Annotated in this window: 19 protein-coding genes; 13 read left to right on the top strand and 6 right to left on the bottom strand. The window is 70.9% G+C overall.

What is annotated here, in order from left to right; all coding sequences use genetic code 11:
• Positions 1 to 10: 10 nt before the first annotated feature.
• From LOZ83_RS21160 to LOZ83_RS21150, 3 genes are read left to right on the top strand one after another with little or no spacing between them, the layout of a single operon-like run.
• Positions 11 to 328, top strand: coding sequence for a hypothetical protein (locus LOZ83_RS21160; RefSeq protein WP_236792707.1), 318 nt, complete (start codon positions 11 to 13; stop codon positions 326 to 328).
• Positions 328 to 3,438: a WXG100 family type VII secretion target gene (locus LOZ83_RS40285; protein ID WP_304512157.1), complete on the top strand. Its 3,111-nt coding sequence runs from the start codon at positions 328 to 330 to the stop codon at positions 3,436 to 3,438. Before LOZ83_RS21160 ends, LOZ83_RS40285 begins: the two co-directional genes overlap by 1 nt.
• A gap of 23 nt (positions 3,439 to 3,461) precedes the next feature.
• Positions 3,462 to 3,890, top strand: coding sequence for a hypothetical protein (locus LOZ83_RS21150; protein ID WP_236792705.1), 429 nt, complete (start codon positions 3,462 to 3,464; stop codon positions 3,888 to 3,890).
• A 60-nt stretch (positions 3,891 to 3,950) separates the two neighbouring features.
• Here the strand turns inward: LOZ83_RS21150 and LOZ83_RS21145 are convergent, their stop codons facing one another.
• Positions 3,951 to 4,634: a LysR substrate-binding domain-containing protein gene (locus LOZ83_RS21145; RefSeq protein ID WP_236792704.1), complete on the bottom strand. Its 684-nt coding sequence runs from the start codon at positions 4,632 to 4,634 to the stop codon at positions 3,951 to 3,953.
• Between the two features lie 45 nt (positions 4,635 to 4,679).
• Between LOZ83_RS21145 and LOZ83_RS21140 the strand changes: the two genes are divergently transcribed.
• Together LOZ83_RS21140 and LOZ83_RS21135 are read left to right on the top strand one after the other, a co-directional pair.
• Entirely contained in the window at positions 4,680 to 5,054 is a 375-nt protein-coding gene (locus LOZ83_RS21140; RefSeq protein WP_236792702.1) for a DUF5997 family protein, read from the top strand.
• Positions 5,055 to 5,286: 232 nt separating this feature from the next.
• On the top strand, positions 5,287 to 9,927 hold the full coding sequence (locus LOZ83_RS21135) for an RHS repeat-associated core domain-containing protein (RefSeq protein ID WP_236792700.1): 4,641 nt from the start codon (positions 5,287 to 5,289) through the stop codon (positions 9,925 to 9,927).
• A gap of 18 nt (positions 9,928 to 9,945) precedes the next feature.
• Here LOZ83_RS21135 and LOZ83_RS21130 read toward each other — a convergent pair whose 3' ends face one another.
• Complete coding sequence (locus LOZ83_RS21130; protein WP_236792698.1) at positions 9,946 to 10,323, bottom strand: VOC family protein; 378 nt, start codon at positions 10,321 to 10,323, stop codon at positions 9,946 to 9,948.
• 13 nt (positions 10,324 to 10,336) lie between these two features.
• A complete protein-coding gene (locus LOZ83_RS21125; protein ID WP_236792696.1) occupies positions 10,337 to 10,735 on the bottom strand; it encodes a nuclear transport factor 2 family protein in 399 nt (132 codons plus the stop codon).
• 78 nt (positions 10,736 to 10,813) lie between these two features.
• Here LOZ83_RS21125 and LOZ83_RS21120 point away from each other — a divergent pair, with 78 nt between their 5' ends.
• A complete protein-coding gene (locus LOZ83_RS21120) occupies positions 10,814 to 11,473 on the top strand; it encodes a TetR/AcrR family transcriptional regulator (RefSeq protein ID WP_236792695.1) in 660 nt (219 codons plus the stop codon).
• Here LOZ83_RS21120 and LOZ83_RS21115 read toward each other — a convergent pair.
• Together LOZ83_RS21115 and LOZ83_RS21110 are read right to left on the bottom strand one after the other, a co-directional pair.
• The gene (locus LOZ83_RS21115; RefSeq protein ID WP_236792693.1) at positions 11,470 to 12,339 is read right to left on the bottom strand and encodes an LLM class flavin-dependent oxidoreductase; all 870 of its coding nucleotides are present in this window, start codon (positions 12,337 to 12,339) and stop codon (positions 11,470 to 11,472) included. The two genes, LOZ83_RS21120 and LOZ83_RS21115, sit on opposite strands and share 4 nt — an antisense overlap.
• Positions 12,340 to 12,355: 16 nt before the next feature.
• Positions 12,356 to 13,375 (bottom strand): aldo/keto reductase, encoded by a 1,020-nt coding sequence (locus LOZ83_RS21110; protein ID WP_236792691.1) that lies wholly within the window; start codon positions 13,373 to 13,375, stop codon positions 12,356 to 12,358.
• Between the two features lie 98 nt (positions 13,376 to 13,473).
• Between LOZ83_RS21110 and LOZ83_RS21105 the strand changes: the two genes are divergently transcribed.
• Entirely contained in the window at positions 13,474 to 14,043 is a 570-nt protein-coding gene (locus LOZ83_RS21105) for a TetR/AcrR family transcriptional regulator (RefSeq protein WP_236792688.1), read from the top strand.
• Here the strand turns inward: LOZ83_RS21105 and LOZ83_RS21100 are convergent.
• Positions 14,029 to 14,637: a class I SAM-dependent methyltransferase gene (locus LOZ83_RS21100; RefSeq protein WP_236792685.1), complete on the bottom strand. Its 609-nt coding sequence runs from the start codon at positions 14,635 to 14,637 to the stop codon at positions 14,029 to 14,031. The two genes, LOZ83_RS21105 and LOZ83_RS21100, sit on opposite strands and share 15 nt — an antisense overlap.
• 93 nt (positions 14,638 to 14,730) lie before the next feature.
• Between LOZ83_RS21100 and LOZ83_RS21095 the strand changes: the two genes are divergently transcribed.
• The 6 genes from LOZ83_RS21095 (at position 14,731) to LOZ83_RS21070 (ending at position 21,969) form a co-directional block, all read left to right on the top strand.
• Positions 14,731 to 15,033: a helix-turn-helix transcriptional regulator gene (locus LOZ83_RS21095; protein WP_236792683.1), complete on the top strand. Its 303-nt coding sequence runs from the start codon at positions 14,731 to 14,733 to the stop codon at positions 15,031 to 15,033.
• Positions 15,034 to 15,035: 2 nt separating this feature from the next.
• Positions 15,036 to 16,034: an LLM class flavin-dependent oxidoreductase gene (locus tag LOZ83_RS21090; RefSeq protein ID WP_236792682.1), complete on the top strand. Its 999-nt coding sequence runs from the start codon at positions 15,036 to 15,038 to the stop codon at positions 16,032 to 16,034.
• Between the two features lie 51 nt (positions 16,035 to 16,085).
• Positions 16,086 to 17,711 carry a CocE/NonD family hydrolase gene (locus LOZ83_RS21085; RefSeq protein WP_236792680.1) on the top strand — a complete coding sequence of 542 codons (1,626 nt, stop codon included), beginning with the start codon at positions 16,086 to 16,088 and terminating at the stop codon, positions 17,709 to 17,711.
• Between the two features lie 12 nt (positions 17,712 to 17,723).
• Positions 17,724 to 18,800 carry an LLM class flavin-dependent oxidoreductase gene (locus tag LOZ83_RS21080; RefSeq protein ID WP_236792678.1) on the top strand — a complete coding sequence of 359 codons (1,077 nt, stop codon included), beginning with the start codon at positions 17,724 to 17,726 and terminating at the stop codon, positions 18,798 to 18,800.
• Between the two features lie 61 nt (positions 18,801 to 18,861).
• Complete coding sequence (locus LOZ83_RS40475) at positions 18,862 to 20,526, top strand: helix-turn-helix domain-containing protein (protein WP_236792676.1); 1,665 nt, start codon at positions 18,862 to 18,864, stop codon at positions 20,524 to 20,526.
• Between the two features lie 240 nt (positions 20,527 to 20,766).
• Positions 20,767 to 21,969 carry an MFS transporter gene (locus tag LOZ83_RS21070; protein WP_308190254.1) on the top strand — a complete coding sequence of 401 codons (1,203 nt, stop codon included), beginning with the start codon at positions 20,767 to 20,769 and terminating at the stop codon, positions 21,967 to 21,969.
• The last annotated feature ends 258 nt before the right edge of the window (positions 21,970 to 22,227 follow it).

Genomic DNA, 22,227 nt, shown 5'->3' with positions numbered 1-22,227 from the left:
AGCCCGGAAGATGAGCGGCGGGTACACCGCGAGCACCGACGCGATGAAAACCGCGTCGAAGTCGATCACCCAGCTGGCGGAGGACCTGCCGGACAAGAATCCCGATCTGCAGAACTCCCCGATCACGGCGGAGGGGTTCGGCCGGGCCCACGGTGCCCACGCGCAGAAGTACACCGACGGTGTGCAGAAGCTGGTGGCCGCGGTCACCGGGTACGGGACCACCCTCAACTCGCTCGGCGCGAACATCGGGACGAGCGGCAGCATGTACGGCGACAACGAGTCGTCGCAGTCGGGCGCGATCCTCAACACGGACCAGGGGACCCTCTGATGGCCAAGACCTGGGCGGACGTCAAGGCGATCCTCGACGACCCGAGCGTGCCCGCCGACAAGAAGACGGCCCTGATCAGCACCTTCATCGTGCACGACTCGGACGCGGCGCAGCAGAACCGGGACGAGGTCTCGAAGTATGTGCAGGCCTACAACGGGCAGCCCTTCGCGGCCGGCGGCTCCGTCGATTCCGTCTACGACGAAGCCAAGAAGGCCGGCGACCAGGCCGGTTACAACGAGCAGCAGCTGAAGAAGTCCGTCGACGACGGCAAGACCCAGCTCGACGACAAGAAGCAGCCGGCCACCGGTGGCGCCGGGACCAAGACCTCCGACGAGCTGTTCGACGCGGCGGCGCCCGCACTGAAGGTGTTCGAGACGTTCGGCTCGCTGCTGGCGAAGACCCCCGACGACTGCAAGGGCAACACCCGCGCGCTCGACCTGGACAACGACATCCGGAAGCGCTTCGACGAGCAGCGCGGCATCAACTTCCAGAACTTCATCGACGACGCCGATCACATGAAGACCGGCTCGGAGACGGTGGACCAGACCAATCAGGACACCGGCACCGCGCTGAACACGCTGTTCCAGACCTGGAGCGGGGCCGGCGCGGACGCCGCCAACGACTACTTCAACGACAAGTTCCTGCCCAAGGCCAACAAGCTGGTCGAGACGCTGGAGGGCGCGAGCACCGCGACCACCACGGCGGTGAACACGGTTTTCGAGCTGTGCAAGGGAAAAGCCGACGCGGTCATCGAGCTGTACCGGGACCAGGTCGGCAAGGCCGACTACGTGATGGCGCAGAAGGTCGTCGCGGTCGCCAGCGGTGAGCACGGCAGCAAGAACGACCTCGCGCAGATCGCCGGCTGGATGGACCTGAACTTCGGCACCAACCTGGTGAAGACGCTCGACGACGACGGCTGCTGCGACGACGACGAAATCCAGAAACACGGCCAGGACCTGGCCAAGCAGTGGATCCAGAACCAGTTCAACCCCGATATGTGGGACAACATCTACCTGGGGTTCGACAAGGCCTGCAAGGACGCGAAGGACCTGGTCGACCAGGCGTACGACACGCTCGACGACTACATGGGCAAGGTCAAGAACGAGTTCGGGGACGGCGAACAGCCCGCGGGCGGTAGCGGCTCCGGCAGCGGTGGTTCGGGTTCCGGCTCGGGCGGCTCCGGTGGTTCGGGTTCGGGCTCTGGCGGTTCTGGTTCGGGTGGCCCGGGTTCGATCCCGGGCGGCTCCGGGTCGGGGTACGGCGGCGGTTCCGGCGGTGGTTCGGGTTCGGACCTTCCCGGTTCCCCGGGCGGTGGCAGCGGTTCGGGTGGTGGCTCTGGTTCGGACGTGCCCAGCTCCTTCGACAGCGGCGGCGGTTCCGGCGGCGGTGGGTCCGACGGCGGCTCGGGCAGTGGTTCGGGTGCGGGCGGCGGTTTCGACTCGGGTGGCGGTTCCGGCAGTGGTTCGGGCACTGGTGGCTCCGGTTCGGGCGGTGGTTCGAGCACGCCACCGCCGCCACCGCCGATTCCCGACATCAAGATCCCGCAGGGGGACACCGGCCTCGGCTCGGGCAGTGGTTCAGGTAGTGGTTCGGGCGGCGGTGCTGGCGGCGGCCTGCCGGGCGACCCCACCGGGGGTGGCGGCGGCGGGCTGGACTCGTACAACGGCGACCCGATCAAGACGGACCCCGGCACCGGTGGCTCCGGCTCTGGCGCCGGTGGCTCGGGCGGCGGGTCGATGCCGAGCATCCCGGGGCTGACCTCACCGGAGGGGGACAGTGGATCGAGCCTCGGCGGGTCGGGCCTCGAGGGTTCCGGCTCGGACGGTTCCGGCGCGGGTGGCGGTTTCGGCTCCGGCGGCGGTTCGGGTTCGGGCAGCGGTTCCGGTTCGGGCGGCGGCGGTTCGATGCCGTCGATCCCGAACATCCCCGGGCTGACACCGCCTTCCGGCGATGGCGGCCTCGGCTCCTCCTCCGGTGGCCTCGGCGGTTCGGGCGGCGGCGGGCTTCCCGACCCCTCCGGGAGTGGCGGCAGCGGGCTGGACTCGTACGACGGCGAGCCGATCAAGACCGACCCCGGCACCGGCGGCCTCGGCAGCGAACCGGGATCGGGCGACCCCGGCTCCCCGGACGGCTTCAAGGGCGACGGCGACTCCCACCACGGTCTCGACGGCGACACGCCCGACACGCTCAAGGTCGAGCAGGGCGGCAAGACGTTCGAGATGACCTCGCCGGACCAAGACGGCAAGATGGACATCAAGGTCGACGACGGGACCGGGCACCTCAAGGACTTCAAGCTCGACTGGCCCGACGACAAGGCGGCCGGCGACCCGGCCGACCCCGGGTTCGGTCCACAAGGGACGGACGACCCGAACAAGCCCGGCCCGGACGGCGCGTACCACCCCGGGCCCGACGGCAAGATCCACATCCAGGACGGCGACCTGAAGATCACCGCCGAGCGCCCCGACGGGCCCGACGGCCCGACGAAGGTCACGGTCGACGACGGCAGCGGTACGCCCACGACGTACACCCTCGATGACGGGGACAGCAAGGACTCGCCGGCGCACAGCCTGGACGACGGTTTCTCCCCGCTGTCGAGTGGCACACCGGACCACATCGGGGTCCCGGCGTCGATCGGGGCGGACCTGCCCGGCACGGTCTCGCATGACGTGCCCAGTGCCGACCTGCCCGCAGGCGGCGGTTCGGGAGCCGACTTCGGCGGTGGTGGTGGCGGGGGTGGCGCCGACACGGCCCTGCCGACCGGTGGCTCCGGCTACGCCGGCGCGGGTGTGCCGGCGGGCGACCCGGCCTCACTCGGCACCGGCGTGCAGACCGGTTCCGCCACCGGGGTGCCGGCTCAGCCGGTGTCCCCGCTCGGGGCCGTGCCCTCGGGCGTCCCGGCCGGGGCGCCGTCCATGGCGGCCGGCGGGATGGGCGGTATGGCCGGGATGGGCGGCATGGGTGCCGGTGCGGGCGGCGGTGAGAACCAGGAACGCAACTCGCGGGCCTACCGTGTCGACGGCGGGATCTTCGAGAACCCGCCGAGGGCGAGCAGCCCGATCATCGGTTCGCTGGAAGACGAGGAAGGGGACCGGCCCGCCCGCCGGCGGTGAGCCGCCGTCCCCAGGAGGAACAGATGGTCACGGACGACATCCAGCAATTGCAGGCCAAAATGGACGGCCTGATCCGCGAGCAGGCCGACCGGCGCGCGCTGCACCAGCGGAAGGTCGCGGAGGTCAACGCCCAGGCGCACGAGTACATGACCAAGCAGGTCCAGGCGGCCGAGCGGTACGTGGAGCACCGGCGCGAGCTGGGGCGGCGGGAGAACGAAGAGGAGGAGCGGCCGGACCGGATCAAGGAGCACGACTTCGAGCCGGACGGTTTCGCCGAGGAGGCCGAACAGGACGCGGCGCCGCCGGCCCCGCCCGCACCCCCGGTGGCGCCTCCGCCACCCCCGGCGCCGATACCTCCCGCGGCGCCGGCGCCGACCCGGCGGCGTCCCCGCTCGGACGTCGAGGATGACGACGACGATGATGCCTTCCTGAACAACCGGTGGCGCGATTAGCCGGTCCACAACGGACTGTCCTCTGTAGACAACCGAGCCGGGCCTGCCCGGCTCGGTTGTTCACCGGCGGCGCGGTTTCCGCTGCTGTTTGCGCGGCGGGGTCTTCGCGGCCGGCTTGCGTTTGACCGGGACCGGGGCCGGGGCGGGGCGCCCGCGGGTGCTGTTGACCGTGCGCCCGCGGACGATGCCGATGAACTGCTCCATCAGATCCGTCGTCTCCTCCTCGGGCCACGACAGCGCGACGCGGGACTGCGGAGAGTCCACGAGGGGCCGGTAAGTGAGGTCCCGCCGGTGGTGCAGCCGGGCGAGTGACTGCGGAACGACGAGCAGGCCGACCCCCGCCGCGACGAGTTCGATCGCGCCGGCCGTCGTGGCGGGGCGTTCGATCGCGGGCCGGCCGGGCGGCTGCTCCCAGCCGAGGGTGTCGTCGACGGGGTGCAGCACGACGTCCTCGGCCAGGTCGGCGGGCGTCACCTCGTCGGCCGCGGCGACGACGTGGTCCTTGGGCACCACGACGACGGTGGTTTCGGTGTAGAGCGGGATGGCGTGCAGCCCGGACCGGTCGGTCGGCAACCGCAGCAGGACGGCGTCCGCCTCGTGGTCCCGGACCAGGGCGGCGGCGTCGGCTGCGGGCACCGGGACGAGGGTGAGCGGGACGTCCGGCACCCGTTCGCCCCAGACCCGGACCCACTTCGCGGGCGTGACGCCCGGGACGTAGGCGAGCCGGAACGACGGGGCTGTCATACGGCCAAGGTTACTGCCCGTGACCGGCGCTCTATCCTGGAGCCCATGACGTCGCAGAAGACCCCGCAGACGATGAAGCCCGCGACCGCGGCCAAGAAGCTGGGGGTGTACCTCGAGGCCACGCCCGCGGAGTTCCAGGACGGCGTCGTCTCGCGCGACGAGTTGAACGCGTTGCAGGCTGACCCGCCCGAGTGGCTGCGCGAGCTTCGCCGCAGTGGGCCGCACCCGCGGCCGGTCGTCGCCGCGAAGCTCGGCATCTCCATCAGTGGCCTCGCCCGCGGCGGGATCACCGAGGCACTGACCACCGAGCAGATCGACGCGCTCAAGGCCGAGGCCCCCGACTGGCTGGAGCGCGAACGCGCCACCCAGGCCGAGGTCCGCCGCGAAGCCGCGCGCCTCAAGAACACCAACCCGAGCTGACCCCCCACGCAACGCAGAACTCGCCGTCCCGAACGTCGGACTCGCGGGGTGGCGGCGAGTCCGACGTCGGCGACGGCGAGTTCGACGTTCGGGCGAGGCGGGATGTCCGAACGGTCATCGGCGGAGGGTCGAACGTGCCGACTTGGTCCGGGGCTGGAACGTGACAGGGGTTCGCGTCTCCTTAGAGTGATCGAAGCTCGGCGGCCATCGACGATGGGGGAAAGTAACCACTATGACGAACCCGCTGGTTGCGCAGAAGCAGGATTCGACCTCGGCGATCTCGGGGATCGGCATACTCGAAGCCGGCAAGTCCGTGAAGGACGGGATCGAGAGTGGTGACTGGGCCGCCACGGTGCTGGGTGTCGCGGGCACGGCGATGGAGGCGCTGGCGTTCGTGGCCGACCCGTTCGGCGCGATCCTCGCCGCGGGGGTCGGCTGGCTGATCGAGCACGTCGGGCCGCTCAAGGAGGCGCTGGACAAGCTGGCGGGCGACCCGGACCAGATCACCGCGCATTCGGAGACCTGGAAGAACATCGCCAAGGAACTCGGCGCGGTGTCGACGGACCTGGGGAACCAGGTCAAGACCGACATCCAGTCGTGGACCGGGCCGGGCGCGGACGCGTACCGCCAGCAGGCCGACGACCTGGCGAAGATGCTCGAAGGCGCGGGGCAGGCGTGTGACGGCGCCGCGAGCGGGGTGAAGACCGCCGGTGAGGTGGTCGCGGCCGTGCGGATGCTGGTCCGCGACACGATCGCGCAGGTCGTCGGGCACATGATCTCGTGGGCGCTGCAGGTGCTGTTCACCCTCGGGATCGGGCTCGCCTGGGTGGTCCCGCAGGTGGTGAACCTGGTCGCGAAGACGGCCAAGGACCTCGCGAGCCTGATGAAGAACCTGACCAAGGCGCTGGGGGATCTGGCCAAGCTGCTGGGCAAGGCCGGTGACCTGTTCAAGAGCGCCTCGAAGGGACTGAAGGGTCTCAAGCCGGGTTCGAAGACCACACCGTCCAAAGTGGACAGCCTGCCGTCCGGGGGGAAGAACGTCGACCCGGCCGGCGGCGGCAAGACCACGCCGTCGGGTGCGAAGGGGGACGGCCCGGGCGGCGAGAAGGTCGATCCGCCGCCGAAGACGGGCGACGACGGGACCACGCCTTCGGGTACCAAGGGAGACGGCCCGGACGGGACGCCGCCGCCCAGGGACGGCGACTCCGGCACACCGAAGTCCGGGCCCAAGGACGACGGCACCGGCCCGAGTTCCATCAAGGACAACAACGGCAGCCCGAAGGAGAACTCCACCCCGACGGACTGCCGGCCGGGTAGCGGTGACCCGATCGACATGACCACCGGGCGGATGATGCTCGAAGAGTCCGATGTGGAGGTTCCCGGCGCGCTGCCGCTGGTCCTGCGGCGTACCCATTTCTCCACCTACCGCGCCGGTTTCCGGTTCGGCCGCACCTGGGCGTCCACAGTGGACCAGCGCCTGGAGATCGAGGACGGGCAGATCGGCTTCGCCGCCGAGGACGGCACCCTGCTGTCGTACCCGGTCGTCGACGGCACGGCGCTGCCGGTCGAGGGCCCGTACTGGCCGCTCAAGCGCTCGCCCGAAGGCGGGTACGTCATCGAGCAGCCGGACCTGGAGCGGATGCTGTACTTCGCGCCGGACGGCGCCGGGCGGCTGCCGCTCACCGCGATCTTCGACAACGACGGCAACGTCATCAACTTCGCGCACGACTCGCTCGGCAACCTGACCCAGATCCGGCACTCCGGCGGTATCCGGATCGCGGTCGAGACCAGCGCCGGCTTCGTCACGGCGCTGACGCTGCTGGGCGAGGACGAGAACGACCGCACGGAACTCGTCCGCTACCGCTACGACCAGAACCTGCGGCTGGCCGAGGTGATCAACTCCTCCGGGCTGCCGATGCGCTACGGCTACGACGACCAGGGCCGGCTGACGCGCTGGATCGACCGCAACGGCCGGGAGTACGAGTTCGAATACGACGAGCTGAGCCGGTGTGTCGCCGGCCGCGGCGCCGACGGGCATCTGGCGTACACCTTCACCTACGACCGCGAAAACCGCGTCAACACCGCCACGGACTCGCTCGGCAACACCACCGAGTATCACGTCAACGCCGACTTCCAGATCGTGCGGCAGGTGGACCCGCTCGGCGGCGAGACGCGCTTCGAATGGGACCGCCACGACCGGCTGCTGGCCACGACCGACGAGCTGGGCCGCACGACGCGGTACGAGTACGACGGGCGCGGCAACCAGGTGGCGGTGACCTTGCCCGATGGCGCCCGCCGGCTCACCGAATACGACGAGAACAACCGCGTGGTGTCCATTGTGGAGCCCGACGGCGCGGTATGGCGCCAAGAGTACGACGGCAACGGTCACCTGTCGGCCAGCATCGGCCCGCTCGGCGCGACCACCCGCTACTCCTACGGCGAAGACGGGCTGCTGCGCGAGTTCGCCGACGAGATGGGCAACCGCACCACCATCGAGTGCGACGGCTTCGGCCGGCCGGTCGCGACGACCGACCCGCTCGGCGTGACCACGCGCCTGACCTACGACGCGCTCGGCCGGCTGACCAGCGAGACGAACGGGATCGGCGGCACGACACGGTACTCGTGGACGATCGAAGGTGGCGGCTGGCACCGGATCGCGCCGGACGGCACCGTGCTGCGGCGGGTGTTCGACGGCGAGGGCAACGTGCTCGAAGAGACCGACGAGCAGGGCGAGGTCACCCGCACCGACTACGGGGCGTTCGACCTGCCGGTCACCGAGATCGCGCCGGACGGCAGCCGGGTGCGCGTGCGGTACGACACCGAGCTGCGGATGGTCGCCGCGACGAACGCCGAGGGCCGCACCTGGACCTTCGACTACGACGCCGCGGGCCGGAAGGTGCGCGAGCAGGACTTCGACGGCCGGGTGCTCAGCTATGTCTACGACGCGGCCGGCCAGCTGGTCGCGCGCACCGACGCACTCGGCGCAACCACCACTTTCTCTTACGACGTAAGGGGAAACGTCGTCGAGAAGCGGTCGGGGGAGCAGGTCAGCCGGTTCGCCTACGACCCGCTCGACCGGCTCGTGCGGGCGGTCAACGCCGACGCCGACGTCAGCTTCGGCTACGACGAGCTGGGCCGGGTGGTGTCGGAGACCTGCGACGGGCGCACCGTCACCTCCGGCTACGACCTCGCCGGGCGCCGCGTGTTCCGGCGCACCCCGTCGGGCGCGGAGAGCCGGTGGGACTACGACGGGCGCGGCGCGCCGACCGGGCTCGCCGCCGGACGGCACCGGATCGGCTTCGGCTACGACGCGGCGGGCCGGGAGATCCGGCGCGCGCTGGGCGCGGCGGCCCTGAGCCAGGAGTGGGACGGCCGGGACAGGTTGCGCGCGCAGACGCTGACCACCGGCCAGACCGTGGCGCAGCGCCGCGTCTACAGCCTGCGCGCGGGCAGCGGGATGACCGGTATCGACGAGCTGATCGGCGGTCAGCGGGAGCTGAGCGTCGACCGGATCGGCCGGATCGGCCGGGTCACCGGGGTGCGCGGCGCGGGGGTGTCCGAGCGGTATTCCTACGACCGGTCGGGTAATGTCGTTGCGCCGCAACGGTTTTCCGAGCAGCACGACGCGCAGGGCCGGCTGGTCGCGCGGGCCGGCTGGAGTTACGAGTGGAACGGCGAGGATCGCCTCGTCGCTGTCACCACGCCGGACGGGCAGCGGTGGCGTTACCGCTACGACGCGCTCGGGCGCCGGGTGGCGAAGCAGCGGATGACGGGCGACGCCGTCGTCGCCGAGACGCGGTTCGTCTGGGACGGTGAGGTGCTCGCCGAGCAGCTGGAGACCACGGCCGGTGGCGAGGTCCGCGGCAGCACCTGGGAGTGGAGCCCGGCCGACGGTGTGCCGGTCGGGCAGACCGACCGCGTGTACGCCGGGGGCCAGTGCGTGGACGAGCGGTTCTACGCGATCGTCACGGATTTCGTCGGCACGCCAACGGAACTGGTCGACGAGTCCGGGCAGGTCGCCTGGCACCGCGACGAAACGCTGTGGGGCGCGCCGCGGACCGCGGCGACCGGTCCGCACACGCCGCTGCGGTTCCCCGGGCAGTATCTCGACGCCGAGACCGGACTGCACTACAACCACCACCGGTACTACGACCCGCGCACGGCCCGGTACCTGAGCGCCGACCCGATCGGCCTGTCCGGCGGGCTCGACCCGCACTCCTACGTGCCGAACCCGCTCACCTGGAGCGACCCGCTGGGCCTCAAGGGCGGCTGCAAGACCGGGAAGGGCAACGGCAAGTCGTCGCTCGACGGCAACGGGCTGACCCCGGACAAGGGTGGCAAGGGCGGGACGTCACCGTCGGGCCTGCACTACGACCTGCAGAGCCGGTACCCCAACCAGGGGGTCGGGGCGGGCGCCAACCGGCAGGAGAAAAACCGGCTCGAACACATCCTGCTGCACGCGGACAACGACAACCCGATCCCCGCGCGGGGCGGCCGGGCCAAGCCCGAGCACGGCGTGTGGGGGACGACCGGTGGCAACCAGTGGGACACCGGGAAGCTGGTGAACCAGATCGACAAGGGCTGGGAGAAGGTCAAGTCCGGCGACCCGAACGTGCAGGTCCAGCACCAGCAGGGCGGCCGGACCGTGTACACCATCCCGATGGACAAGCAGGTCGGCTACACCTTCGAACGGGTCCCGCAGCGGGGCCCGGACGGCCAGGTGCTGCGCGACAACGGCGGCAACCCGCGCTGGGAGATGGACGCGAACGGCCAGCCGGTGCGGCAGTACCGGCCGCTCACCGACATGCAGCTCGTGGTGGAGGGCAAGAACGAGGTCATCACGGCCTACCCGTTCGGCGCGCCGAACTACTGATCGCCCTGGCTGTGCCGGTCAGCCGCCGTAGGGCCGGGTGATGATCTCGAGCCGGTGCCCGTTGGGGTCGTTCCAGTAGACCCCGCGGCCACCGTCGTTGTGGTTGATCCGGCCGGGTTCGCGGCCGTACGGGTCGGCCCAGTACTCCAGGCCCCGCTCGGTGATCCGGCCGAAGATCTGGTCGAACTCGTCCTCGGAGACCAGGAACGCGTAGTGCTGCGGGTGCACGGGCGCGTCGGTCCGCATGACGTCGAGCGACACCCCGTTCGCGGCTTGGACGACCGCGAACGGGCCGTAGCTCACCGGTTCGCCCAGACCGAGGACCTCCGTCAGGAACGCGGCGGTCTCCTTCTTGTCGTGCGCTTCGATGATCGTGTGGTTGAGCTGTACCGTCATCGTTGCCTCCTCATCAGCGTGCGAACGCGGGTATTTCCCCTGGCGCGATCAGCGGGCCGCTGAGCTGCAGGTTCGCGATCCGCCACTGCTCGCCGTCGTGCACGGCCACCAGCACGAGCCGGAACTCCCCGCTCGTATCGTGGCCGCGGGCGGTGGTCCGCTGCCGCTGCACACCTTCCACGATGGCCGTGTTTTCGTAAGAACGCACGTGCGGCTCGAGAACCTCGAACTCATGGTTCTCCAGGGCGCCGTTGTGCCGGCCCGCCCACTGCTCGCGGTCGAGCACGAACCCGACCGGCCCCACCCCGATGAACCGCTCGTCGAGCAGCGAGGGGTAAGCGGCCACATCCCCGGCCAGCTCCGCCCGCGCCCACCGGTCGACCAGTTCGAGGACTTCCTTCTCCTGCGTCATCTCGGTTCCCCTTCCGGCTTGAATTTTGGTGTAACTCTAAATTTATAGCGACACCAAGTCAAGTGCTATCCTCGGCGCATGAAGACGGAGCCAGGGCTGCGCGAGCGCAAGAAGCAGCAGACACGGCGGCGGATCGCGGACACCGCGATCGGGTTGTTCGCCGAACGGGGATTCGACCACGTGCCGGTCGCGGAGATCGCGCGCCGGGCGGAGGTCTCGGAGGCGACGGTCTTCAACTACTTCCCGGCGAAAGAGGACCTCGTCTACGACGGGATGGTGGCGTTCGAGGCGTCGCTGCTCGACGCGGTCCGCGAGCGCGAGCCGGGCGTCTCGGTGTTCGACGCGTTCCGGGACTTCCTGGTACGGCCGCGGGGGGCGCTGGCCGACCGCGATCCCGCGGCGATGGGCCGGGTCGCGACGGCGGCCCGGATCACGGCGGGCAGCGGCGCGTTGCGTGCCCGCGAACGGCAGAACTTCGACGAGTTCACGGCCGAGCTGGCGGAACTGGTCGCGGACGAGGCGGGGGCCCGGCCGGACGACCTGGAAGCGTGGGTCGTTGCCAACGCGCTGATGGGCGTGAACCGGGCGATGAAGGAGTCGGTGCACCGGGCGGCGCTCGCCGGGCGCGGCGGCAAGCGGGTCGCCGACCGCGTGCTCGCCGACGCGCACCGCGCGCTGGACGTCCTCGAACGCGGGCTCGGGGCCCAGCTAGGAACCCCGGGCCCGCGACAGTCCTAAATGGACTTCGTGACGAGCTCGTCCGCGACCCAGCGCGCGACGCCGGCGGGGTAGGGCGACGGCAGGCTGAGCACGAAATGGCCGAACCCGGCGTCCCTCGCTTCGCGGATCGCGGCGCGAGTGCCGTCCGGCTGCTCGTAGGAGACGGGCAGGTGGATCGAGCGGACGATCGCGGCGGGATCACGCCCGATCTCGGCGCAGTAGCGGTCCAGCAGGGCGCTGCGTTCGATCACGTCGCCAAGGTCGCCACCGGGGATGTTCCACACGTCGGCGTGCTCGGCGACGACGCGCAGCGTGCCGGACGAGCGCCCGCCGATGACGATCGGCGGATGGGGGCGCTGCACCGGCTTCGGGTTGCCGAACGCGCCGGTGAGCCGCACGTATTCGCCGTCGAAGTCGAACGGCTCGGTCGCGGTCCACAGCCGGCGGATCACCGTGCAGGCTTCGGCGAGCGCGCCGACTGCGTGCGCGGCATCGTGGAAGGGCAGGCCGTGTGCCGCGTACTCGCGCCGGGCCAGCGGGTGGCTGGGGCGTGAGCCGGCGCCGATCCCGAAGTCGAGCCGGCCGCCGGAGACGATGTCGGCGGTCGTGGCGATCTTGGCCAGCAGCGCGGGTGGCCGGAACCGGTTGCTGGTCACGAGCACGCCGACGCGCAGCCGGCGGGTCTGCGCGGCGAGCGCGGACAGCAGCGTCCAGCCCTCGAAGGTGGGTCCGTCCGGGTCGCCGAAGATCGGCATCAGGTGGTCGAACAGCCACGCGTGCGTGATCTCCGGGATCGTGTCCGCTTCGCGCCAGACCCGCAGCAGGTCGTCGTAGCCGACCTGCGACGGCGCGGTCATGATCCCGAAACTGGTTGTGCCGGGCATGGTCATCTCCTTCCTGTCACCGGCGCCGCAGCGACGGGTCGAGCAGCGCGGGTGGGGTGTCGAACTTCTCGTGCGCGGCGAGATCGACACCGGGGGCGACGATGGCGTCGATCTCGTCGAGCACATCGGCGGAGAGCACGGTGTCCGCGGCGGCGAGCTGCGATCGCAGGTGGTCGAGCGTGCGGGGGCCGAGGAGCGCGCTGGTCACGGCCGGGTGTGCGGTGACGAAGCCGAGCGCGAGCTGGATCATGGTCAGACCGGCTTGGTCGGCGAGCTTCGCCAGCCGCCCGACGGCGTCGAGCCGGGCCTGGTTGGCGGGGATGGCGGTGTCGAAGAGCGCCGGCATGAGCGCCGAGCGGTGCGTGGTGACCTCCCGGCCCTGGCGGACCGCGCCGGACAGCCAGCCCGACGCCAGCGGGCTCCACACCAGCACGCCGAGCCCGTACTGCTCGGTCACGGGCAGTACCTGGCTCTCGATCCCGCGCTGCAGGATGGAGTAGCTGGGCTGCTCGGTGACGTAGCGGCTCAGGTTGTACTCGCGGGCCGCCCACTGGGCCTGCACGATCCGGTAGGCGGGGAAGGTCGAGGAGCCGAAGTGCCGGATCTTGCCGGCGCGCTGCAGGTCGGTCAAGGCCGACAGCGTCTCCTCGTCGCTGGTGTTCGGGTCCCAGCGGTGCATCTGGTAGAGGTCGACGTGGTCCACGCCGAGGCGGCGCAGGCTGTTCTCCAGCGCGGTGACCAGCCAGCGGCGCGAGCTGCCCTGGTGGTTGCGCTCGTCGCCGATGGGCATGGTCGCCTTCGTGGCCAGCACGATGTCGTCCCGGCGGCCGGCGATCGCCCGGCCGACCATCTGCTCGGACTCGCCGTCGCCGTACATGTCGGCGGTGTCGACGACGTTGATCCCGGCTTCGAGCGCGGCGTCGACGATGGCCGTGGCCTCGTCCTGCGTGGTGTGCCCGATCGGGCCGAAGTTCATCGCGCCGAGCGCGAGGGTGCTGACCTGGATACCGGTCCGGCCCAGGGTGCGGTACCGCATGGTTGTCCTCCGTGGCATCATGAGCAATCGGAACAATGCTCCGCTAACGATACGGAGCATTGTTCCGCTTGACAACTGCGGGTGGCGGGAGGAATGGCGTGGCCGACGACGAGACCGCGGGCCGGTCCAAGCGGGCGGACGCCCGGCGCAACGAGAAGACGCTGCTCGACGCGGCCGCCGCGGTGTTCGTCGCGTCCGGCGTGGACGCGCCGGTGCGGGACATCGCGGCCAAGGCCGGCGTCGGGATGGGCACCATCTACCGGCACTTCCCGACGCGCTCGGACCTCGTCATCGCCGTCTACCGGCACCAGGTGGAGGCCTGCGCCGAAGCCGGGCCCGCGCTCCTGGAGTCGAGCGCGAGTCCCTACGCGGCGCTGGGGCAGTGGATCGACCGCTTCGTGGACTTCCTGGTCACGAAGCACGGGCTCGCCGCCGCGCTGCGGTCCGACAAAGCCGGCTTCGACACGTTGCACGCCTACTTCCTCGACCGCCTCGTGCCCGTGTGCGGCCGGCTGCTCGACGCCGCGGCCGCCGCCGGCGAGATCCGGTCCGGTGTGCAGGCCCTCGAACTGATGCGCGGCGTGGGGAACCTCTGTATCGGCGCCGATTCCGGCTACGACCCACGCCCGCTGGTCGAGCTCCTGATCGCCGGGTTACGCGTGCGGTAGCTCCCGGGTCGCCAGCACGAGGTAACGGTCCTCGCCGTCGTCGACGGAATCGCAGTGCCAGCCGGTCCGGCCCAGCGCGGCGCGGATGTTCGGTTCCGCGCGAAGGTCCTCTGTGGACAGTTCGTGCCCGTGCCTGCGGGCCAGTGCGGCGCGGCCGATCGGGTGGAACACCGCGAGCCGCCCGCCGGGGCGGCACACCCGGGCCAGTTCCGCGAGCCCGGCGTCCGGGTCGGCGAGATGGGCGAGCAGCCCGGCGGCGAACACGGCGTCCAAACGTCCGGTGGGCAACGGCAGGCGCGTCGCGTCGGCGAGCACGAGGGTGGCGATCTCGTCCCGCCCGCATGCGACGGCTTCAGCGAGCATCTCGGCGGTCACGTCGATGCCGAGCACCGTGCCGTTCGGGCCGACCGCGTCGCGTAGTTCCGGCAGCGCGCGCCCGGTGCCGCAGGCCACGTCGGCGACGGCCCCGCCGGCGGGTGGCGCGAGGTCGGCGACCGCCTGCCGGTACCGCGGGCCGTCGTCCGGGAACTTGATCTCCCAGCCGGCCGCCCGTGGGCCGAAGAACGCGCGTGTCGCCGCGAGGTCACCGCTCATGAACGGCACAGTAGTCGTGACGGGGGTCATGGTGCCGCGCGTCCGGACGAGGACTAACTTCGGAAATTAGCGAAATACCGAAGGACGGGTGCGGTGCTCGACGAGTGCAAGGCCCTGGCCAACGAGACGCGGCTGCGCATCCTCGAATGGCTCAAGGACCCGGTCGCGAACTTCGCGTGCGCGGGGGAAGCGGCCGAGCTGGGGGTGTGCGCCGGTTTGATCCAGCAGAAGGCCGGGACCTCGGCGTCGACCATGTCCGCGCACCTGGCGACCCTGCAACGGGCCGGGTTCCTGCGCGCCACCCGCCGCGGCCAGTGGATCTACTACCGGCGCGACGAGGACCGCATCCGCGCGTTCACCGACGAGCTGCACAGCGCTCTGCAGAAAGGCAGTTGACCATGCCCCTCGCCCTGTCGATCCTCGACCTGGCACCGATCGCGCCCGGCCAGTCGGCGCGCGACAGCTTCGCCGCCAGCGTCAAGCTCGCCCAGGCCGCCGAGCGCGGCGGCTACCGGCGGGTCTGGTACGCCGAGCACCACAACATGGCGACCATCGCGTCGAGCGCCACGAGCATCGTGATCGGGCACGTCGCCGAGCACACCGAAACGATCCGGCTCGGCTCGGGCGGGGTCATGCTGCCCAACCACTCGCCGCTGGTGATCGCGGAGCAGTTCGGCACGCTGGGGGCGCTCTTCCCCGGGCGGATCGACCTCGGGCTCGGCCGGGCGCCCGGCACCGACCAGAACACGATGCTCGCCATGCGGCGCGACCACCTCTCCGCCGACACGTTCCCGCAGGATGTGCTCGAACTGCAGGGCTACCTGCGCGGCAAGTCGCGGATCTCCGGGGTACAGGCCGTGCCGCGCCCCGACGGCGAGGTGCCGCTGTACATTCTCGGCTCGTCGCTGTTCGGCGCGCAGCTCGCCGCGCAGCTGGGCCTGCCCTACGGGTTCGCGTCCCACTTCGCGCCGGACGCGCTGCACCAGGCCGTCGCCGTCTACCGCGACACCTTCAAGCCCTCCGAGCAGCTGGCCGAGCCGTACGTGATCGCCGGGGTGAACGTGTTCGCCGCCGAAGACCACGACGAAGCCGTGGCACAGCAGACGATCTCGTACCGCAACCGGGCGCGGTCGTTCATCTCGCGCGGCTCCGGCGGCCGGAACTTCACCGACGCCGAGATCGAGGCGTTCCTCGCGTCGCCGAACGGGCGGCACCTGTCGACGATGACCAAGTACACCGCCACCGGCACCCCGGCCGAGGTCCGCGCGTTCCTGGAGGAGTTCGCGGCGCCGATCCAGGCCGACGAGCTGATCACCGCGCACCACGCCGAGCGGATCGAGGACCGGGTGCGGTCGGTGGAGCTGACCGCCGAGGCGATGGCGGAGGCCACCGTCTGAGTCTCACAAGTGAGACGGCCTCGCGCTGATCGGCCCGTAGCGTGAGTTCCCGTGACGGGGACGCTGGAAGGCCTGGACACACACGTCGTCGAGCGGGTGCGGATACCGGTGCGCGACGGCGTGCGGCTCGCGGGCCTGCTGTACCGCCCGCCGGGGCGGCCGCGGCCGGTGCTGCTCGTCCGAACCCCTTACGCGGAGCCGTTTTCGCGAACACTGCCCGTGTTTCCGGCGCTGGACGCGGGATTCACGGTGCTGGTGCAGAGTTGCCGCGGCGTCGGCCGCTCCGAGGGGCGGCTGCGCACGTTCGAGAACGAGACCGCCGACGGTCTCGACACCTTGGCCTGGCTGCGTGAGCAGGAGTGGTGCGACGGCCGGATCGCGATGTTCGGCGCGTCCTATCTCGGCATGACGCAGCTGGCAGTCAGTGGTCACCGGCCGGACGGGCTCGTCGCGCTGGCGCTCACGGTCACGCCGGACGACTACCGCGACGGGCTCGCCTACCGGCAGGGCGCGTTCCAGCTCGGCCAGGCGCTCGGCTGGCATCTGCTCACGTCGGCGCAGCTGGGCGGGATGCCGGCGGGCCGCGAAGCCGCCTACGACACCTTGCCGCTGATCGACCGCCCGAACCTCGCCGAAATCCTGCCGAGCTGGCACACCTGGCTGGCCAGGGAGAACGACCCGGATTACTGGCGCGGCATCAGCTACGCCTCGCGGCGCGCGGACACCGCGGCGCCGGCGCTGCACGTCGGCGGCTGGTTCGACCTGTTCCTGCGTGGCACGCTCGGCAACTTCACCACCATGCGCGGGCATCTGATCGTCGGGCCGTGGTCGCACACCGATCGCACCGGCGTCCTGGGCGAAGTGGTCTATCCCGGCGGCAGTGAGCAGGCGATCCGCCTGGAACAGCAACAGGTGCGGTTCCTCCAGGAGAGCACGGACGGCGTGCCGGGATCGCTGCCGCCCGTGCGGATCTACGTGATGGGCGCGGGCTGGCGCACCGAGAACGAGTGGCCGCTCGCCCGGACCGCTTGGCAGGACTGGTTTCTCGGCACTGATGGCACCGGCGGCACGCTCGGCCGCTCGCTTCCTCCGTCCGGTAGCGCGGAATACGTGCACGACCCGCGTGATCCGGTGCCCACGGTCGGTGGTGCGATCGTGCTGGCCCCCGGTCCGATGGGTTTCCAGCCGGGCTCGCGTGACCAGCAGGTCCTCGATGGACGGCCGGACATCCTGCGGTTCACCGGCCCGGTGCTCGACCACGATCTGGAGGTCACCGGCCCGCTCAGCGTGCGGCTCTTCGCCTCGACCTCGGCCGCCGACACCGATTTCACCGCGAAGCTCGTTGACGTCCACCCCGGCGGCCGTGCCCTCGCCGTCGCCGACGGGATCGTGCGCGCCCGCTATCGGTCCGGAATGGACAGTCCACAAGCGATCGAGCCCGGCGAGGTGTACGAGTACACCGTCGACGTCGGCGCCACGAGCCAGGTTTTCGCGGCGGGACACCGGATCCGCGTCGACATCGCGAGTTCGAACTACCCGTGCTTCGACCGAAATTCCGGCAGCGGTAAGCCGGCCGGAGAGGTCACCGAGGACGATTTCGTCCGCGCCACCCAGCGCGTCTTCTTCGGCGAGCCGTATCCGAGCGCGATCCGGCTCCCGGTCATTCCCGCCGAATAGGGAGGAACAGCGATGCTGAGCATCGGGATCAATCTGGGGTTCGGCAAACTCCACCCGGACCTGACCGACCAGCAGATGTACCAGGGCGAACTGGACGTCGCGGTCGAAGCGGAACGCCTTGGCTACGACGCGGTGTGGGTCGTCGAGCACCATTTCTCGGACTATTCGGCGTGTCCCGACAACCTGGTGCTGCTGGCGCACCTGGCCGGGCGGACGTCGCGGATCAAACTCGGCACCGCGGCGGTCATCCTGCCGTGGAACGATCCGCTGCGGGTGGCGGAGAAAGCGCTGATGGTCGACACGATCTCGGACGGCCGGCTGCTGCTCGGCTTCGGCCGCGGCCTGTCCCGCACCGAGTACGAACCGTTCCGCATCCCGCTCGGCGAAACGCGCGACCGGTTCGACGAGGCCGCGCCGATGATCTTCGAGGCGCTGGAGACGGGGTTCATCGAAGGCGACGGCCCGTTCTACCCGCAGCCGCGGGCGCAGTTGCGGCCCCGCCCGCGCGGTTCGTTCCTCGGCCGCCGGTACCTCGTCGCGGGTTCGCCGGAGTCCGTGGTGATGGCGGCGAGGTTGCGGGCGAGCATGATGTCGTTCATCGTGCGCCCGGTGCCGGACCTCATGCCGACGTTCACCCGGTACCGCGAGCTGTACGAGACCGAGCACGGCGAGCGCGCCCCGGCGATCGCGCTCAACGTCAACATGTACTGCCACGAGGACGACGAACTCGCGCGGGAACGGCATTTCCGGTACGTCAACCGGTTCTTCCTGTCCAATGTGGAGCACTACGAGATGGCCGGCGAGCATTTCGCCGGGATCAAGGGCCACGAGCGATACGCGGCGAACGCGGCGTACTTCCGGGAGATCGGGGTGGACAAGGCCGCCGACGACTACGCCGCCACCGCGTTGTGGGGCAACCCGCGGCGGATCCTCGGCCAGATCGAGGAGATCCGCGACGTGCTCGGCGATTTCGAGCTGACCCTCGCACCGGCGTTCGGCGGGATGCCCTACGACCAGGCGCGGGCGAGTCTCGAACTGTTCGCCCGCGACGTGCTGCCGAAAGCGCGCGGGTTGCGCGTCGCGGCCTGAGCCGTTTCGCCGGGCGGAAGAGTCCTCAGGCCACGGGGGACTGGCCGGGTACCGTCGAGCGGTGACCATCCCGCGCACCACGGCCGAGTGGGAGCGGGTCCGGCGGGCCAAGCAGGATGTCTTGTCCCGCAACCCGTTCTCGGTGGATCCGGCGGACTATCCCGGCGTGCGGCCGGAAGTCGTCGCGTCCTGGCGGCGGTCGATGCTCGCCGGGGTCGATCCCGAAGCACGCGAGTACGTATCCGACGCGGACTTCCGGCCCCGCACGCGCCTCGCCGCCGTCGCGCAGCCGATCATGAACCGGCTCAAGGACGAGATCTCCGGCCTGAACTCGTGGGGGTTCCTCGCCGACCGCGCCTGCCGGCTGATCACCGTGGTCGTCGGGGATTTCCCGCAGGCCGGGCGCGTGCACCGGCAGAACTTGGTCCCGGGTATGTGTTTCGGCGAGGACCTGATGGGCACCAACGGCCTGGGCTGCGCGCACGAGACGCGGCAGGCCTTCCTCATCTCCGGCACCGAGCACTTCCGTGGTGACGCCGAGATCCTGACGACGACCGGCGTGATCATCCGCGATCCTTGCACCAAGCGGTACGCGGGGACGCTGGGCGTGCACTGCCTGCGCGAGTACGGCTCGGCCGCGGTGCTGCCGCTGGTGATCGAGATCGGGCGGTCCATCGAGGCGCAGCTGCTGGGCAGCCGCGCATACGGGGAGCGCGAGCTGTTCGACGAGTTCTCCGCCGCACAACGGCGATATCGCGGCCCGGTCGTCGGAGTGAGCCGTCAGCTGTGCGTGGTCAGCACCCGGGCGCGCGCCCTCGTGCACGAAGCGGACGAGGAGCTGCTTCGCCGGCTGGCGGAGGAAACCGGGTCGCGGCGGCGCAGCGTGCGACGGAACCTCAGCTCCGGCGCGACCGTGACGATCGAGATCCTGCCCGTGCGCCAGCCCCAGGGCGACTTCGCGGCGGTGCTCGTGCTGCACTCGGTTGAGCCACGCCGGCTCGCCGTGCCTGGCCCGATTCCCGTGGACCCGGTGGGCGAGTTCCGGCGCCGCCTGACCCGTGCGGTGGGGGAGCATCCGGTCCTGGTCAGCGGCGAACGCGGCACCGGAAAGCGATTCGAGGCCCGAGTGGCGCTGCGGTCACCGGTCGAGCTGGACGGCCGTGTCGCACAACTCCGCCCGCGCGCCTGGCTGCACAACCTGGAATCCGCCCTGCGCAACGGAAAACCCGTGCTGCTGGCGCATGTCACCGAGCTGCCGCCGGAGCTGTCGGCGATCGTCACCGCGCTGATCGCGAACGCCAGCGGCCCGGTCGTCGGGACGACGATCGAGGACAGCGGCCTGGTCCGCGAAGGGTTTCCCGTCCTGCTGACCATGCCACCGCTGCGAGAGCGCCGGACCGAGTTCGAAGCGCTGTGCGCGCGCCTGCTCGGCGACCAGCCGATCACGTCACGGGCGATCGCCGCGCTGGCGGCGCGGGACTGGCCGGGCAACCTCCGGCAGTTGCGGCAAGTCCTGGCCAGCGCGGGGATCCACGCGACCGGTCCGGTCGATCTGCGCGACCTGCCGGCGCGGCACCGGCCGCTGGACGAGGTGCGGGCGGCCGAGCGGCGGGTGCTGATGGCGGCCCTGCGCGACACCGGTGGCGACCGCAACGCCGTCGCCGACCGGCTCGGCATCTCCCGGGCGACCGTGTACCGCAAGCTCAAGCGCTACGAACTGCACTGACGCAGCGCGTCTTTGCCCGCCACGCGCGCGTGTTTGCCGCTCACGTCGGTGAGTTGGCTCGTGGCGCGCAAACTCACCGACGCAGCCGGCAAATTCACTGACGCAGCGGGCAAACACGGCTGCCGGGGCGCGGCGGGCGCGAAATTCGGCGGCGCGTACGCGAAAGACCAGGCAGTATGGGGTTCCGTGACTGGGGATGACCATATACATACAAAGAGTGGCTGGAGGCGCCTGCAGGCGGTGGCGATCTCGGGATCGACCGCCGAGGGACTGATGCTGGCGGTGCTCCCTTTGCTCGCGGTGTCGATCACGACCGATCCCCGCGAGGTGTCGTGGGTCAACGTGGCCGGGCAGTCGCCGTGGCTGCTGTTCTCGCTGTTCGCCGGGGTGCTGATCGATCGGGTCCGCCGCACGACGGTGCTGGCCTGGGCGTACGCGATCCAGGTGGTCGCGGCCGCCGGACTCGCCGTGGCCGGCACGGCGGGGCTGCTGAGCCTGCCGCTGCTGGTGGTCGTGGCGTTCGTGGTGACGTCGGCGCAGGTGCTCGGCGACGGCGCGAGCGGCACCCTCGTCCCGGAAGTCGTGCCGCCCGAACGGTTCGCCGCGGCCAACACCCGGCTGCAGCTCATCGACCGCGGCGTCGTGCAGTTCATCGTGCCGCCGTTCACCGGCTGGCTCGTCGCGGTGAGCGCGGGCGCGCCAGCGTGGGTCGCGGGCGTGGCGGCGATCGTCGCGCTGGTGCTCGCGCGCCGGATCTCCTCCGCCGCGGTCACGCCATCCGACCAGCATCCGCTGCGCGATCTCGGCCAGGGGCTGCGGTTCCTGGTGCACACGCCGCTACTGCGGTGGATCACGGTCACCGTCGCGCTCGGCTCGTTCGCGTCCAGCGCGGAGACCGCGATGCTGGTGCTGTACACGACGCAGGTGCTACACCTCGGGTCCGTCGGCTATGGCGCGCTGCTGGCCTGCGAAGCCGCCGGCTGGATCCTGTGCTCGTTCGTGGTGAGCCGGATCGTGACGCGGCTCGGCTACTCGTGGTCGATGCGGATCGCGCAGACCCTGGGGGTGCTGACCGCGCTGCTGATCGCGGTGGTGCCGCCGTGGCCGGTGCTGGTCGGCGCGGTGCTGCTCGCGACGACCGCCATCGTCCTGGTGTGGAACGTATGCTCGCAGTCGAGCCGGCAGCGGTTCACCCCGGCGGGCCTGCTCGGCCGCGTGCTGACCAGCCACCGGGCGCTGGCCTGGGGGATGAACCCGATCGGCGCGCTCGCCGGCGGCCTGATCGCGGCGCACTGGAGCCTGCGCGGCGTGTACGTGGTGGCCGCCGTGCTGCACGCCGTCGGCGCTGTGGTCGTGTGGCTGGCGCTCTCGCCGTCCGCGTTCCACGACGCCGAGCTGGCGGTTACAGGTGCGGGCCCAGCAGCGACAGGTCCGCCGGGCTGAGCCGGTCGGACGCCGGTACCTGCCCGACAGCACGCCACCCGCGAGCGGGCCCCAGACCAGCACACCGAGCCCCTGGCCGAGGGCGATCGGGATCAGCTCGTGGGCCTGCAGCGAGTAGTAGACCTGCTGGGTCACGAACCGGTTCAGACCATCGCGCGCCGAGATGGCGAGCGCCTTCATCAGGTGCCAGCCCGCGTAGTCGACGCCGGTGGTGCCATGACTGGAGACCCTGACGCGCCCGCCGCGCGGGAATAGGCG

Origin of the sequence: Amycolatopsis sp. GM8 (assembly GCF_021653975.1) — a bacterium.
In the GTDB taxonomy this organism is placed as follows: domain Bacteria; phylum Actinomycetota; class Actinomycetes; order Mycobacteriales; family Pseudonocardiaceae; genus Amycolatopsis_E.
The sequence above is the reverse complement of the archived record's forward strand: the minus strand, read 5'-3'. Positions and strand labels throughout refer to the sequence as shown.

Coding starts and splice junctions, on each gene's coding strand:
- LOZ83_RS21160 (WP_236792707.1), top strand. CDS start 11: ATGAGCGGCGGGTACACCGCGAGCACCGACGCGATGAAAACCGCGTCG.
- LOZ83_RS40285 (WP_304512157.1), top strand. CDS start 328: ATGGCCAAGACCTGGGCGGACGTCAAGGCGATCCTCGACGACCCGAGC.
- LOZ83_RS21150 (WP_236792705.1), top strand. CDS start 3,462: ATGGTCACGGACGACATCCAGCAATTGCAGGCCAAAATGGACGGCCTG.
- LOZ83_RS21145 (WP_236792704.1), bottom strand. CDS start 4,634: ATGACAGCCCCGTCGTTCCGGCTCGCCTACGTCCCGGGCGTCACGCCC.
- LOZ83_RS21140 (WP_236792702.1), top strand. CDS start 4,680: ATGACGTCGCAGAAGACCCCGCAGACGATGAAGCCCGCGACCGCGGCC.
- LOZ83_RS21135 (WP_236792700.1), top strand. CDS start 5,287: ATGACGAACCCGCTGGTTGCGCAGAAGCAGGATTCGACCTCGGCGATC.
- LOZ83_RS21130 (WP_236792698.1), bottom strand. CDS start 10,323: ATGACGGTACAGCTCAACCACACGATCATCGAAGCGCACGACAAGAAG.
- LOZ83_RS21125 (WP_236792696.1), bottom strand. CDS start 10,735: ATGACGCAGGAGAAGGAAGTCCTCGAACTGGTCGACCGGTGGGCGCGG.
- LOZ83_RS21120 (WP_236792695.1), top strand. CDS start 10,814: ATGAAGACGGAGCCAGGGCTGCGCGAGCGCAAGAAGCAGCAGACACGG.
- LOZ83_RS21115 (WP_236792693.1), bottom strand. CDS start 12,339: ATGCCCGGCACAACCAGTTTCGGGATCATGACCGCGCCGTCGCAGGTC.
- LOZ83_RS21110 (WP_236792691.1), bottom strand. CDS start 13,375: ATGCGGTACCGCACCCTGGGCCGGACCGGTATCCAGGTCAGCACCCTC.
- LOZ83_RS21100 (WP_236792685.1), bottom strand. CDS start 14,637: ATGAGCGGTGACCTCGCGGCGACACGCGCGTTCTTCGGCCCACGGGCG.
- LOZ83_RS21090 (WP_236792682.1), top strand. CDS start 15,036: ATGCCCCTCGCCCTGTCGATCCTCGACCTGGCACCGATCGCGCCCGGC.
- LOZ83_RS21080 (WP_236792678.1), top strand. CDS start 17,724: ATGCTGAGCATCGGGATCAATCTGGGGTTCGGCAAACTCCACCCGGAC.